We start from the raw sequence: 12,870 nt of genomic DNA on the forward strand, positions 1-12,870 counted from the left end.
CAGTCTCTCCGACTGCAGCTGGAATGGCTGAGTATGGACAATATCATTCTTGAAATGCGGGGCATCACGAAGACGTTTCCGGGCGTCAAGGCCCTGGACAATGTCTCGTTCAAGGTCCGCGAAGGCGAGATCCACGCGCTTGTCGGGGAAAACGGCGCCGGCAAGTCGACCTTGATGAAGGTGCTGAGCGGCGTCTATCCGGCCGGTACCTATGAGGGCGAGATCCATTACGACGGCGAGCTTCGCCGGTTCAGCACGATCTCGGACAGCGAAGAGCTCGGCATCATCATCATCCATCAGGAACTGGCGCTCGTTCCGCTGCTTTCGATCGCCGAGAACATCTTTCTCGGCAACGAGGTGGCCGAAAAGGGCGTCATTCACTGGCCGCAGACCTTTGCCCGCACCCAGGAACTCTTGAAGAAAGTGGGCCTGAACGAGTCTCCCGCAACGCTGATCACCGACATCGGCGTCGGCAAGCAGCAGCTGGTGGAGATTGCCAAGGCGCTTTCGAAGAAAGTCCGCCTGCTGATCCTCGACGAGCCGACCGCATCCCTCAACGAAAACGACTCCGACGCGCTTTTGAAGCTGCTCATGGAGTTCCGCAGTCAGGGCATGACGTCGATCATCATCTCTCACAAGCTCAACGAGATTAAGAAGGTTGCCGATCAGATCACCATCCTGCGCGACGGCGGAACGGTAGAGACGCTCGACTGTCATAAGGAAGACATCAGCGAGGACCGGATCATCAACGGCATGGTCGGCCGGGCCATGGAAGACCGCTATCCGCCGCGCGAACCGAAGATCGGCGACACGCTGCTCGAGGTGAAGAACTGGAACGTCTATCATCAGCATCACCGCGACCGGCAGTTTCTGCACGACGTCAGCTTCAAGGTCCGCGCCGGCGAGGTCGTCGGCATCGCCGGACTGATGGGTGCCGGACGCACCGAAACGGCGATGAGCCTCTTCGGCAAGTCCTGGGGCCACAAGATCACCGGCGAGGTGACGATGCATGGCCGGCCGGTGGACGTGAGCACGATTCCCAAGGCCATCAAGGCCGGTCTTGCCTATGTAACGGAGGACCGCAAGCAGCTCGGCCTCGTGCTGATCAACAACATCATGCACAACACCACGCTCGCCAACCTGCACGCGGTCGCATCGAACGGCGTCATCGACGAGCGCAAGGAGCGCAAGGTCGCCGCCGAGTATCGCTCGAAGCTCCGCATCCGTTCCCATTCGATCTATCAGGAGACGGTCAACCTCTCCGGCGGGAACCAGCAGAAGGTCGTCCTGTCCAAGTGGCTGTTCACCAACCCCGAAGTCCTCATACTCGATGAGCCGACGCGCGGTATCGATATCGGCGCGAAGTATGAGATCTACACCATCATCAACCAGCTCGCGGCCGAGGGCAAAGGCATCCTGATGATCTCGTCGGAGATGCCGGAGCTGCTCGGGACCTGCGATCGCATCTATGTCATGAACGAGGGGCGCATGGTGGCCGAGCTTTCCAAGGAGGAAGCAAGCCAGGAATCGATCATGCGCGCCATCATGCGTTCAGGGGAGAAACACTAATGGTCGCCGATACGAGCACCGAAACCACCAAACCGTCGATCGGTGACTACCTCAGGAACAACATTCGCGAATATGGCCTGCTGGTCGCGCTCGTCATCATCATGCTGTTCTTCCAGTTCGTCACCAACGGCGTCCTCTTCAGGCCCGTCAACATCACGAACCTGGTGCTGCAGAACTCGTTCATCGTCATCATGGCGCTGGGCATGCTGTTGATCATCGTTGCCGGGCACATCGATCTGTCGGTCGGCTCCATCGTGGCCTTCATCGGCGCGATTTCCGCGATCATGCTCGTCAAATGGGGCTTGCCTGCCTTCGTGGTCATTCCCGCCTGCCTGATCGTCGGCGGCATCATGGGCGCGGCGCAGGGCTACTGGGTCGCCTATCAGAAGATCCCGTCCTTCATCGTCACGCTCGCCGGCATGCTGGTGTTCCGGGGAATGACCTATGTGGTCCTCGGCGGCCGCCCGATCGGACCGTTTCCGAAGGACTTCCAGATTCTCTCGACCGGATTCGTTCCCGACTTCCTTTATTTCCTCAACCCGAGCCCGGAGACGATCAAGAACATGGTCGCGCTGGTCGCCGTGCTGTTGCTCGTCGGCTATGCGGTCTTTGCCGGGATTCGCAACCGCCGGATCAACGACCAGCACGGCACGGAGAACGAGCCGTTCGCCTTCTTCGCGATCCAGATGGCGGTCATCAGCCTGGTGGCCCTGTTCCTCGGCTTCCAGCTTTCGACCTATCGGGGCCTGCCCAACGTCCTGGTCGTCATGGGCGTGCTGATCGCCGTCTACACCTTCGTCACCACGCGCTCGACGATCGGCCGCCGGATATACGCGATGGGTGGCAACGAGAAGGCGACCAAGCTCTCCGGCATCAACACCGAACGGCTGACCTTCTACGCCTTCGTGAACATGGGCGCGCTCGCGGCGCTTGCCGGCATGATCATCACCGCGCGTCTGAATTCGGCGACCCCGAAGGCCGGCGTCGGCTTCGAGCTCGACGTGATCGCGGCCTGCTTCATCGGCGGGGCGTCCGCCTCGGGTGGCGTCGGCAAGATCACCGGCGCGGTGATCGGCGCTTTCATCATGGGCGTTATGAACAACGGCATGTCCATCATGGGCATCGGCATCGACTACCAGCAATTGATCAAGGGCCTCGTGCTGCTCGCAGCCGTGTTCTTCGACGTTTACAACAAGAACAAGGGCAAGGGCTGACCGGCTTCCGCTCGGCCCTCGATGATCGCAACAGAAATACGCGGCATGTTTGCCGTAACCGGGTGGCGTAAGCCACTCTCGGGCGAAGCGTTGCTTTTCCGCAAGGGAAGGCATCGTGGGAGCCAATTCATCAGGAAGGACAGAACGTGCTGATTTCTCAGGTCAGGAAAGAAGACGGTTCGGTTATCGTCGCCGTGCGGGCCCCGGGCGAGGCGGCGCGTGCCGTCAGGGGAGCGGAGAGCGTCTATGCTCTGGCGATGGAAGCGGCCAATAGCGGCAGGAGCCTCAGGGACGTCGTCGACGCCAAGGGCCTTGGCGAAACGATCGATCTCGAGGAAGCCTATTCCCAGGGGCGGCTGCTTTCCCCGATCACGCATCCCGATCCCGCCCATCTGCATCTGACGGGGACCGGGCTCACGCATCTTGGCTCCGCTGCAACCCGCGACGCGATGCACAAGAAGGCGACGGAAGCCGCCGAGGAAACGCTGACCGACTCGATGAAGATGTTCCGCATGGGGCTCGAAGGCGGCAAGCCGAAGTCCGGTGAGAAGGGCGTGCAGCCGGAATGGTTCTACAAGGGCAACGGGACCACGGCTGTGGCGCCCGGCGAGCCGCTCGTGTCTCCGTCCTTTGCGGAGGACGGCGGCGAAGAGCCCGAAATGGCCGGCATCTATGTGATCTCCGACAAGGGCGAACCCTTCCGGCTCGGCTTTGCGGTTGCCAACGAGTTCTCAGATCACAAGACCGAGCGGGTCAATTATCTGTGGCTCGCACATTCGAAGCTCAGGCAGGCGAGCTTCGGGCCGGAAATCCGCATCGGCGCGGCTCCAGAGGATATTCGCGGGGCATCGCGCATCCTTCGGGGCGGCAAGGTGCTGTGGGAGAAGCCTTTCCTTTCCGGTGAGGCGAACATGTCGCACAGTTTCGCCAATCTCGAATATCACCATTTCAAGTACGGCCTCTTCCGCGCACCGGGAGACATCCACGTCCACATGTTCGGCACGGCGACGCTCTCTTTCGGCGACGGCATCCGCACGGAGGAGGGAGACGTATTCGAGATCGAAGCCAAGGAATTCGGCCTGCCACTGCGCAATCCGCTGGCGATCGCGGCGGAGGAAGAGGTCGCTGTCCACCAGCTCTGACATTTCTCCAATGGCAAGCGCGAGGCAGTGACCGCGGCCGCTTGCGGCAAGAAGACAAGGAGGCTGAAGCCCATGACACTTCACCAGAACCTGATCGCCGGCGAATGGGTCGGCGGAGACGGCGTTGCGAACATCAATCCGTCGAACACCGATGATGTCGTCGGCGAATATGCCCGCGCCAGCGCCGAAGACGCGAAAGCCGCGATCGCCGCGGCCAAGGCCGCCTTTCCCGCCTGGTCGCGCTCCGGCATTCTCGAACGCCATGCGATTCTGAAGAAGACCGCCGACGAGATCCTGGCGCGCAAGGACGAGCTCGGGCGCCTTCTCTCGCGAGAAGAGGGCAAGACGCTCGCCGAAGGTATCGGAGAGACGGTGCGCGCCGGCCAGATCTTCGAGTTCTTTGCCGGGGAAACCCTGCGTCTTGCGGGTGAGGTCGTCCCGTCGGTCCGGCCGGGGATCGGCGTCGAGATCACCCGCGACCCGGTCGGCGTCGTCGGCATCATCACGCCTTGGAACTTCCCGATCGCCATTCCCGCCTGGAAGATCGCCCCGGCGCTGGCTTACGGCAACACCGTCGTCTTCAAGCCGGCAGAGCTGGTACCGGGCTGTTCTTGGGCGATCGTCGATATCCTCCATCGCGCGGGTCTGCCGAAGGGCGTCCTGAACCTCGTCATGGGCAAGGGTTCCGTCGTCGGCCAGGCAATGCTCGACAGCCCCGACGTCAACGCCATCACCTTCACCGGCTCGACCGCCACCGGGAAGCGGGTGGCCGTCGCCTCGGTCGAACATAACCGCAAGTACCAGCTGGAGATGGGCGGCAAGAACCCGTTCGTCGTACTCGACGATGCCGATCTGTCCGTCGCCGTCGAAGCGGCGGTCAACTCCGCCTTCTTCTCGACCGGCCAGCGCTGCACCGCCTCCTCACGCATCATCGTTACCGAGGGCATTCACGACCGGTTCGTCGCCGAGATGGGTGAGCGGATCAAGGGTCTCGTCGTCGACGACGCGCTGAAGGCCGGCACCCATATCGGTCCGGTGGTCGATCAGAGCCAGCTCAACCAGGACACCGACTATATCGCCATCGGCAAGCAGGAAGGCGCCAAGCTCGCCTTCGGGGGCGAGGTGATCTCGCGCGACACGCCCGGCTTCTACCTGCAGCCGGCGCTGTTCACCGAGGCGACCAACCAGATGCGCATCTCGCGCGAGGAAATCTTCGGACCGGTCGCGGCCGTCATTCGCGTCAAGGATTACGACGAGGCGCTCACTGTTGCCAACGACACGCCGTTCGGCCTGTCTTCGGGCATCGCCACCACCAGCCTGAAGCATGCGACGCACTTCAAGCGCAATGCCGAGGCCGGCATGGTGATGGTCAACCTGCCGACGGCGGGGGTCGATTTCCACGTGCCGTTCGGCGGCCGCAAGGCTTCCTCCTACGGCCCGCGGGAGCAGGGCAAATACGCCGCAGAGTTCTACACCAACGTCAAGACAGCCTACACGCTTGCCTGAAGAAACCGGGCGTAAAGCCGGCATGTCCAGCCCGCGCAGGGCGCAAGGAAGGAAGAAATGAAGAAGAAAGCTGAGTGGCCGCGCAAGCTCCGTTCGCAGGAGTGGTTCGGCGGTACTGGCAAGAATGCCATCATGCATCGCTCCTGGATGAAGAACCAGGGGCTTCCCGCCGACACCTTCGACGGGCGGCCGATCATCGGCATCTGCAACACCTGGTCCGAGCTCACGCCCTGCAATGCGCATCTGCGCGACCTCGCCGAGCGTGTGAAGCGCGGGGTTTACGAGGCGGGGGGCTTCCCGGTGGAATTCCCGGTCTTCTCGACCGGTGAAAGCACGTTGCGCCCGACGGCGATGATGTTCCGCAACCTGGCGGCGATGGATGTCGAGGAATCGATCCGCGGCAATCCGGTCGATGGCGTCGTCCTGCTCGGCGGCTGCGACAAGACCACGCCCAGCCTGTTGATGGGTGCGGCAAGCGTGGACATTCCGGCGATCGTCGTATCCGGCGGTCCCATGCTCAATGGAAAGTGGCGCGGCAAGGACGTCGGGTCCGGCACGGCGATCTGGCAGTTTTCCGAGATGGTGAAGTCCGGCGAGATGTCGCTGGAGGAGTTCATGGACGCCGAGCAGGGCATGGCCCGTTCCGCGGGAAGCTGTATGACCATGGGCACGGCCTCGACCATGGCGTCGATGGCCGAAGCGCTCGGCATGACCCTTTCGGGCAATGCGGCCATTCCCGCGGTCGATGCGCGCCGCCGGGTGATTTCGCAGCTTACCGGCCGCCGCATCGTCGAAATGGTCAAGGAGGACCTGAAGCCCTCCGACATCCTGACCAAGGAGGCATTCGAGAACGCGATCCGCGTCAACGGCGCCGTCGGCGGCTCGACCAATGCGGTGCTGCATCTGCTCGCGCTTGCGGGCCGTGTCGGCGTCGATCTTTCGCTGGACGATTGGGACAGGCTCGGCCGCGATGTGCCGACCATCGTTAACCTGCAGCCCTCCGGCAAATATCTGATGGAGGAGTTCTATTATGCCGGCGGTCTGCCGGTCGTGATCAAGGCGGTCGCAGAGATGGGCCTCCTGCACAACGATGCCATCACCGTCAGCGGCGACACGATCTGGAACGACGTCAAGGCCGTCGTGAACTACAACGAGGACGTGATCCTGCCGCGGGAAAAGGCGCTGACGAAATCGGGCGGCATCGCCGTGCTGCGCGGCAATCTGGCGCCGCGCGGTGCTGTTCTGAAACCTTCGGCCGCCTCGCCGCACCTTATGCAGCACAAGGGCCGTGCCGTCGTATTCGAAAGCATCGAGGACTATCACGCACGCATCAACCGTGAGGATCTCGAAATCGACGAGACCTGCATCATGGTGCTGAAATATTGCGGTCCCAAGGGCTATCCGGGCATGGCCGAGGTCGGCAATATGGGCCTGCCGCCGAAGGTATTGAAGAAGGGGATCACCGACATGATCCGCATTTCGGATGCGCGCATGTCGGGTACGGCCTACGGCACCGTCATCCTTCATACCGCGCCGGAAGCTGCGGAAGGCGGACCCCTGGCGCTGGTCGAGAATGGCGACATGATCGAGGTCGACATCCCGAACCGCACGCTCCATCTCCATGTTTCCGACGAGGAACTTGCACGACGCCGTGCGGCCTGGGTATCGCCGGTGAAACCGCTCACGGGCGGCTATGGCGGTCTCTATCTCAAGACCGTGATGCAGGCGGATTCCGGCGCCGATCTGGACTTCCTGGTCGGCGCGCGTGGATCGGTGGTCGAGCGCGACAGCCACTGATGCGAAGAACCGCGGCGGAGCGTTCGGGTACGAATCTCCGCCGCGACCTCATCACCGACGGGGCGGCTGCACACTGCGCCGCCTCGACAAGTTGTGCGCCTTCCGCCTGTTCGTGAAACTTATTCGCGTGTTCGGAATTATCCTCAATCGGGCAATCGCTTTCCGTTGCAAGAGGAAGTGAACATGCGGAAGAAAGCCTTCGTTCTCTCTGTCGGTCTCATGACGAGTCTGACCTTTATTCCCAGTACTCCCGGCTTTGCCCAAAGCGTCGGAGGCAATGGTGGCCTGAACGTCGGAGTGTCTCTCGGAGGTTCGCGGGGCGTCAACGCCAATGTCGGCGCATCGCTTGGCGGATCCAGAGGTGTCAGCGCCGACGTCGATGCGTCCGTCGGAGGATCGCGCGGGGTCAACACTTCGGCCACGGCATCCGTCGGCGGCAGCCGCGGCATCAGCGCCAATGCCAATGCAAATGCGGGCGGCAGCCGCGGCCTCAACAGCACTGTCAGCGCAAATGTCGGCGGCGGCAACGGCATCGACGCCGATGCGGACGTTTCGCTCGGAGGCAGCCGCGGTCTCAACGCCAATGTGAGTGCGAATGCCGGCGGCGGAAGCGGAGCCGGATTGGATGTTGGCCTCGGTCTTGGCGGCGGCAGCGCGGGCGGCGGAGGTGGTCCCGGCAACGGCGGCAGCGGTGGCAGCGGTGGCGGACCGGGTGCCGGTGGGGGCGCGGGCGGTATAGGCACCCCCGGCCAGACCCCGATCGCAGCTTTCAACGCCATGTCCCCCAACGAGCGGCGCACGGTACTGAAGCGCTGCCGTGATGTCGTCAGTGGCGGCTATGACCGGGGACTGGTCGCTCTTTGCCGGATCCTGCAGTCGACTGCATCGCGGTAAGTGGAGCTGAAGGGCTACCTGGATCCTTTCACGCTTTCAATGAAACGGGAAATGATCCAGGTACTTCCACAACAGAGCATTTCAATGGAAACACTGAAATGCTCTACCCATTTTAATCGACGCACTTGCGGACGGAAAACCCGTTACACACTTCTCCCGGAAGTGCTCTAAGGGCCGCTTCAATTCTGAGCTTGGCTCTGTCCTTGCTGCTCGACCGTCACGGCCACCTTCAGGGTCTCGGTGCCTGTACCGTGCACCAGTCCCGACACCGGCGAAGCATCGCGGTAACATAGTCCCGAGGCGATACGGACATAGCGGTCGTCCGGGCAGACCTTGTTGGCGGGATCGAACCCGACCCAGCCAAGGCCGGCAATGTGCACGTCGGCCCAGGCGTGGCTTGCGGTCTGCTGCGGATGATCCTCCATCATGAGATAGCCGGAGACGTAGCGTGCCGGCAGGCCAAGGGTGCGCGCGGCGGAGATCAGGATATGGGCATGATCCTGGCATACGCCCTTGCCGCGCTCCAGCGCCTCCTCGGCGGAGGTCCCGACCTGGGTCTCGCCCGGTTCGTAGCGTACGGTCTCGTGAATGATCGCCATAAGCGCGTGCATGCGCTCGAGTTCAGTGGCGCCTCCGGCGGCTTTCGCGAGCTCGCGGATCCGCTTGCCCGGCTTGGTCAGCGGGGTTTCGCGGGCGTAGAGCCACAGCGGTACATAGGACTGGTGAGCGCCGAATACGCCGGCCCGGTCTTCCGTTTCGACTTCGCCTCTCGCCTCTACGCAAAGGGTCGTTCGATCGGCGTCGACGCTGACGAGATGCGTGCGGTTGCCGAACTGGTCGTCATAGCTCACTTCGATGGCTGCCCCGTCCACCAGCGTCTTCCAGTTCCGCACCGTCTGGCCCGGCAGATTTACCGGCGTGAGGCGCAGTCGCTGCAATGCATATTGTACCGGTTGGTCGTAATGATACTCGGTCGTGTGGCTGATTTTCAGATACATCTACGCCCCCTGGAGCTCATTGATAGAACCGGTAACCATCTGAGATTTCCCGGCCGAGGCGATTGTTCTGGCTGATGAACTCCTTGAGATATTGGTGTAGCCCCTGATCCATGATTTCCGCGATCGACTGGCTGCGCAGCAAGCCGAGCGTCTGCTCGGCGGTCTCGTGGGCCGCGTGCCGCTCGCCGTATTCGCGCGCGAGATAACCGAGATTGGAGACGAGCTTGTCGTAGCAATAGGCCAGCGAGCGCGGCATGCGGCCGTTTGCGATCAGGAAGTCGGCAATATTTGCGGGCCTGAGTTCGGCATCATAGACCCAGCCATAGGAGCGGTGTGCGGAGACCGAGCGCAGGATCGATTCCCACTGGACGTTGTCCATGGACGATCCGACCGCGGAGACGGCCGGCAGTAGCACGTAATATTTGACGTCGAGGATGCGTGCGGTGTTGTCGGCCCTCTCGATGAAGGTGCCGATGCGAGAGAAGTTGAAGATCTCGTTCCTAAGCATCGTGCCGTGGAAGGCGCCCCGGATAAGCCCGGCCCGCCGCTTGATCGTGTCGATGATCTCCGGCATGTCGGTGGTCTTCGCCCTCCTGGCGAGGATTCCCTTCATTTCGATCCAGCATTCGTTGATCGCTTCCCATGTCTCGCGCGTGAGCGCCGTTCGGACCATGCGGGCGTTGTTGCGCCCGGCCTCGATGCACGACATCACGCTTGACGGGTTGGCACGGTCACGCAGGAGGAAGTCGATCGCGTCGCCGCTGGTCAATCCTTCGTGGACCTGGTCATAGAGCTCTCGCACGTCCGCGCTTTGCAGCACCCCGTCCCAGTCGTCCTCGGCCGCTTCGCTGCGCGTGAGCGACATGCGCAATCCGGCATCGATGAGGCGGGCGCTGTTCTCCGCGCGCTCGATATAGCGGAACATCCAGTAGAGGCCGTTCGCAGTTCTTCCCAGCATGGCCTCAGTCCTCCAGCACCCAGGTATCCTTGGTCCCGCCGCCCTGGCTGGAATTCACCACCAGGGAGCCTTCTTTCAGGGCCACGCGGGTCAGGCCGCCCGGAATGATCTGAACCTTGTCGGAGACGAGCACATAGGGACGCAGATCGACGTGGCGCGGCGCAATGCCCTTTTTGACCATGATGGGCACCGTCGAGAGCGACAATGTCGGCTGGGCGATGTAGTTGCCGGGGCGGGATTTGAGCTTCTCGGCAAAGGCTGCACATTCCTTTTTTGTCGCGGTCGGGCCGACGAGCATGCCGTAGCCGCCGGAGCCGTGAACCTCCTTGACGACGAGTTCGGCGAGATGCTCGAGCACGTATTTGAGGCTCTCCGGTTCCGAGCAGCGCCAGGTGGGCACGTTCTCGAGCAGGGGTTTGCGGCCGGTATAGAACTCGACGATTTCCGGCATGTAGGAATAGATCGCCTTGTCGTCGGAAATGCCGGTGCCGGGGGCATTGGCGATGGTGATGTTGCCGGCGCGATAGACATCCATGATCCCCGGTATCCCGAGGGCGGAATCCGGGCGGAAGGTGAGGGGGTCGAGGAAATCGTCGTCGACGCGCCGGTAAAGTACGTCGATCGCCTCGTAGCCGCGCGTCGTGCGCATCTTTACCCTGCCGTCGATGACGCGCAGGTCCGAGCCCTCCACCAGTTCGACGCCCATCATATCCGCTAGGAACGCGTGCTCGTAGAAGGCCGAGTTGTAGATGCCGGGCGTGAGGACGGCAACGCGCGGCTTGCCCTCGCAGCCGGCCGGGGCGAGCGAGGAAAGGCTCTGGCGAAGCAGATTGGGATAGTTCTCCACCGGCCGCACGCGGTTCTGGTGAAACAGCTCCGGAAACATCTGCATCATGGTTTCGCGGTTTTCCAGCATGTAGCTGACGCCGGAGGGCGTGCGGGCATTGTCCTCCAGAACATAGTACTGGTCTTCGCCGGTGCGTACGATGTCGGTACCGACGATGTGGGTGTAGACGCCGCCCGGCGGCCGGAAGCCGATCATCTGCGGAAGGAAGGTGTCGTTCTTCTCGATCAGTTCGCGCGGGATGCGCCCGGCGCGGATGATCTCCTGCTTGTGATAGATGTCGTCGAGAAAGGCGTTGAGCGCGATGACGCGCTGTTCGATGCCTTGGGCGAGCCGGCGCCATTCGCGCCCGGAGATGATGCGGGGTATGAGATCGAAGGGGATCAGTTTCTCGGAGGAGTCCGCGTGTCCGTAGACTGCGAAGGTGATGCCCGTCTTACGAAAAATCTTTTCGGCTTCCTTCGATTTCGCGATGAGCCGGTTTCTGTCCTGACTGGCATACCATTGATGATAGGTCGAATATGGCTGGCGCGGACTGCTGTCCGCATTGATCATTTCGTCAAATACCAAAGGCGTGATCCCCTTATTTTCGACCATTTGAATACAACGCAGAGTGCAATGCAAGAAGCGTGCACATTTGCGATCGAAGAATTTTGGCGGGCGGCGGCGCGGCCGTTTTCCGCGTTTCCTGGCGAGAACCGGGGCAGCGGCACGCACAGCCTGGACTTCGGGCTGCGCAGAAAAAACAGGCTGATGCCCGGATTTTAGGCCCATAGGATTCGCGAAAACGCGTTCAGCAGGTTGTGGAGCGGCCGTTCCGATTCGCTGATACTATCGATCAGAAAAATTCCTTTGACCGGGCGCTGTCGCCGCTCTATCGCGGCAGCGGCGATCCTGCCGGATCGTCCCGTATCCATTTGCTCAGGAAAGATTTCATGCTCGCCCGCCTGGCCCCGGCCATCTTCGTGCTGCTCTGGTCGACAGGCTGGGTCGTTGCAAAATATGCGGCCATCTTCGCCGAACCGCTGACCTTCCTGGCGCTGCGCTACAGCTTCGCCATTCTGCTCTTCATCGGCTTCTGTCTCCTGAGCGGCGCGCGCTGGCCGCGCTCGGCGACGGCGATCGGCCATGCCGTCGTGTCCGGCATCTTCCTCCACGGCCTCTATCTCGGTGCCGTATGGTGGGCGATCGGGCAGGGTGTGCCCGCGGCGATCTCCGGCATCATTGCCGGCCTGCAGCCCCTGATGACGGCTGCGGTCGCGCCTTGGCTGATCGGCGAGAAGCTGGCGGGCCAGCAGAGGCTGGGCCTTATCCTCGGCTTTTGCGGCATCGCGCTTGCGGTTGCGCCGAAAATGCTGGCGATTGACTCGGCCGCAACGCCGATCCACCTGCTGCCGCTGGCCGTCAACGTTCTCGGCATGGCCGCCGTCACCTACGGGACGCTTTATCAGAAACGATATCTGCAGACTGGCGACATCCGGTCGATTGCAGCGTTGCAATACGTGGGAGCGCTCCTCGTGACCATTCCTCTGGCGCTCATGCTCGAGGACCTGCGGGTCACCTGGAATATCGAACTTGTGGCGGCGCTCGCCTGGTCGGTGCTGGGCCTCTCGATGGGAGCGATCGCACTCCTGCTCTATCTCATTCGGCGCGGGCAGGTATCGCGAGCGGCATCGCTGATTTATCTGGTGCCGCCGCTTGCCGCCGGCGAGGCGGCTCTGTTCTTCGGAGAAGCGCTGACCTGGCCGATGATCATCGGCACGGTAATTGCCGTCACAGGGGTCTATCTCACCAACCGCAAGCCGGCCAACGGAACAGCCGCGAGCGACAGCGCAAAGGAAGCGCAGGCGGTTTGACGAACTGGATGACGGGGTGCACTCGAAGCCCTGTCGATCGCACTGCCCGGTATCGTCGGTCGCAACTCATGGTGTGGGCGGTCGAACGGGTC

The 12,870-nt window shown here is 62.3% G+C and carries 10 protein-coding genes; 7 read left to right on the forward strand and 3 right to left on the reverse strand.

Annotation, left to right across the window (positions count from 1 at the left end; translation table 11 throughout):
• The first annotated feature begins 33 nt into the window (after positions 1–33).
• The 6 genes from mmsA to ACFHWW_RS16090 all read left to right on the forward strand — a co-directional run bounded on the left by mmsA (position 34) and on the right by ACFHWW_RS16090 (position 8,122).
• The gene (gene mmsA, locus ACFHWW_RS16065; RefSeq protein WP_100670073.1) at positions 34–1,569 is read left to right on the forward strand and encodes a multiple monosaccharide ABC transporter ATP-binding protein; all 1,536 of its coding nucleotides are present in this window, start codon (positions 34–36) and stop codon (positions 1,567–1,569) included.
• Positions 1,569–2,783, forward strand: coding sequence for a multiple monosaccharide ABC transporter permease (mmsB, locus tag ACFHWW_RS16070; RefSeq protein WP_100670074.1), 1,215 nt, complete (start codon positions 1,569–1,571; stop codon positions 2,781–2,783). Before mmsA ends, mmsB begins: the two co-directional genes overlap by 1 nt.
• A 146-nt stretch (positions 2,784–2,929) precedes the next feature.
• Complete coding sequence (gene araD1, locus ACFHWW_RS16075) at positions 2,930–3,925, forward strand: AraD1 family protein (protein ID WP_379939210.1); 996 nt, start codon at positions 2,930–2,932, stop codon at positions 3,923–3,925.
• A gap of 72 nt (positions 3,926–3,997) precedes the next feature.
• Positions 3,998–5,431 (forward strand): aldehyde dehydrogenase family protein, encoded by a 1,434-nt coding sequence (locus ACFHWW_RS16080; RefSeq protein ID WP_379939212.1) that lies wholly within the window; start codon positions 3,998–4,000, stop codon positions 5,429–5,431.
• 57 nt (positions 5,432–5,488) lie between these two features.
• Positions 5,489–7,228 carry an L-arabinonate dehydratase gene (gene araD, locus ACFHWW_RS16085; protein ID WP_379939214.1) on the forward strand — a complete coding sequence of 580 codons (1,740 nt, stop codon included), beginning with the start codon at positions 5,489–5,491 and terminating at the stop codon, positions 7,226–7,228.
• Between the two features lie 183 nt (positions 7,229–7,411).
• On the forward strand, positions 7,412–8,122 hold the full coding sequence (locus tag ACFHWW_RS16090) for a hypothetical protein (RefSeq protein ID WP_324763555.1): 711 nt from the start codon (positions 7,412–7,414) through the stop codon (positions 8,120–8,122).
• 179 nt (positions 8,123–8,301) lie between these two features.
• Here ACFHWW_RS16090 and ACFHWW_RS16095 read toward each other — a convergent pair whose 3' ends face one another.
• Genes ACFHWW_RS16095 through ACFHWW_RS16105 form a run of 3 tightly spaced genes read right to left on the reverse strand, consistent with a single transcriptional unit; the run spans position 8,302 to position 11,477 of the window.
• Complete coding sequence (locus ACFHWW_RS16095) at positions 8,302–9,120, reverse strand: transglutaminase family protein (RefSeq protein ID WP_102762470.1); 819 nt, start codon at positions 9,118–9,120, stop codon at positions 8,302–8,304.
• 16 nt (positions 9,121–9,136) lie between these two features.
• A complete protein-coding gene (locus ACFHWW_RS16100; protein ID WP_338281584.1) occupies positions 9,137–10,078 on the reverse strand; it encodes an alpha-E domain-containing protein in 942 nt (313 codons plus the stop codon).
• A 4-nt stretch (positions 10,079–10,082) separates the two neighbouring features.
• Positions 10,083–11,477 carry a circularly permuted type 2 ATP-grasp protein gene (locus tag ACFHWW_RS16105; RefSeq protein ID WP_018098310.1) on the reverse strand — a complete coding sequence of 465 codons (1,395 nt, stop codon included), beginning with the start codon at positions 11,475–11,477 and terminating at the stop codon, positions 10,083–10,085.
• 380 nt (positions 11,478–11,857) lie between these two features.
• Here ACFHWW_RS16105 and ACFHWW_RS16110 point away from each other — a divergent pair, with 380 nt between their 5' ends.
• Complete coding sequence (locus ACFHWW_RS16110) at positions 11,858–12,778, forward strand: DMT family transporter (protein WP_338281582.1); 921 nt, start codon at positions 11,858–11,860, stop codon at positions 12,776–12,778.
• The last annotated feature ends 92 nt before the right edge of the window (positions 12,779–12,870 follow it).

It is taken from the genome of Sinorhizobium sp. P24N7, assembly GCF_042436655.1.
GTDB lineage: Bacteria > Pseudomonadota > Alphaproteobacteria > Rhizobiales > Rhizobiaceae > Sinorhizobium > Sinorhizobium meliloti_A.

Bases quoted from the DNA above. Each gene is read 5' to 3' on its own strand.
- ACFHWW_RS16080 (WP_379939212.1), top strand. From the start codon at position 3,998: ATGACACTTCACCAGAACCTGATCGCCGGCGAATGGGTCGGCGGAGAC.
- ACFHWW_RS16105 (WP_018098310.1), bottom strand. From the start codon at position 11,477: ATGATCAATGCGGACAGCAGTCCGCGCCAGCCATATTCGACCTATCAT.
- mmsB (WP_100670074.1), top strand. From the start codon at position 1,569: ATGGTCGCCGATACGAGCACCGAAACCACCAAACCGTCGATCGGTGAC.
- ACFHWW_RS16095 (WP_102762470.1), bottom strand. From the start codon at position 9,120: ATGTATCTGAAAATCAGCCACACGACCGAGTATCATTACGACCAACCG.
- ACFHWW_RS16100 (WP_338281584.1), bottom strand. From the start codon at position 10,078: ATGCTGGGAAGAACTGCGAACGGCCTCTACTGGATGTTCCGCTATATC.
- ACFHWW_RS16110 (WP_338281582.1), top strand. From the start codon at position 11,858: ATGCTCGCCCGCCTGGCCCCGGCCATCTTCGTGCTGCTCTGGTCGACA.
- mmsA (WP_100670073.1), top strand. From the start codon at position 34: ATGGACAATATCATTCTTGAAATGCGGGGCATCACGAAGACGTTTCCG.
- araD (WP_379939214.1), top strand. From the start codon at position 5,489: ATGAAGAAGAAAGCTGAGTGGCCGCGCAAGCTCCGTTCGCAGGAGTGG.
- ACFHWW_RS16090 (WP_324763555.1), top strand. From the start codon at position 7,412: ATGCGGAAGAAAGCCTTCGTTCTCTCTGTCGGTCTCATGACGAGTCTG.